The 646-nt window shown below is 67.3% G+C and carries 1 protein-coding gene; it reads left to right on the top strand.

Annotated elements, in window-relative coordinates; translation table 11 throughout:
• The coding region (locus DAI20_RS19625) for a porphobilinogen synthase (protein WP_497802642.1) at positions 1–445 on the top strand (445 nt) is incomplete at its 5' end.
• Positions 446–646 lie beyond the last annotated feature (201 nt).

Genomic DNA, 646 nt, shown 5'->3' with positions numbered 1-646 from the left:
TGCCGACAACCACGTCAACGTGCGCATCATGGCTTACTCGGCCAAGTACGCCTCGGCATTCTACGGTCCGTTCCGTGATGCGGTGGGCAGCGCCGCCAGCCTCGGCAAGGCCGACAAGAAGACCTACCAGATGGACCCGGCCAACGGCGACGAGGCCCTGCGCGAGATCGCGCTGGACCTGGAAGAGGGCGCCGACATGGTGATGGTCAAGCCGGGCATGCCCTACCTGGACCTGGTGCGCCGGGTGAAGGAGACGTTCGGCGTGCCGACCTTCGCCTACCAGGTCAGTGGCGAGTACGCGATGATGAAGGCCGCCTTCGCCAACGGCTGGCTGGACGAGCGCGCCTGCGTGCTGGAGTCGCTGCTGGGCTTCAAGCGGGCCGGTGCCGATGGCGTCCTGACCTATTTCGCGCCGCAGGTGGCGCGATGGCTGCGCGAGCGCTGACAATAGCGCCACGATAGACGGAGGAATGCGCGATGGGACCCGAACTGGGATGGATGCAATGGCTGATCTGGGGCATCGGTACGCTGGTGTTCGGCGCCATCATCGTCGGTGTGTTCATCGCGGCCTGGCGGGCCGGCAAGCGCCCGCCGGAACAGCTCTCCGCCGCCCGTCACGTGGCCCGTGAGCCGGCGCTGCCGGACA

This window comes from Planctomonas deserti, assembly GCF_003067705.1.
GTDB lineage: Bacteria > Actinomycetota > Actinomycetes > Actinomycetales > Microbacteriaceae > Planctomonas > Planctomonas deserti.
The sequence above is the reverse complement of the archived record's forward strand: the minus strand, read 5'-3'. Positions and strand labels throughout refer to the sequence as shown.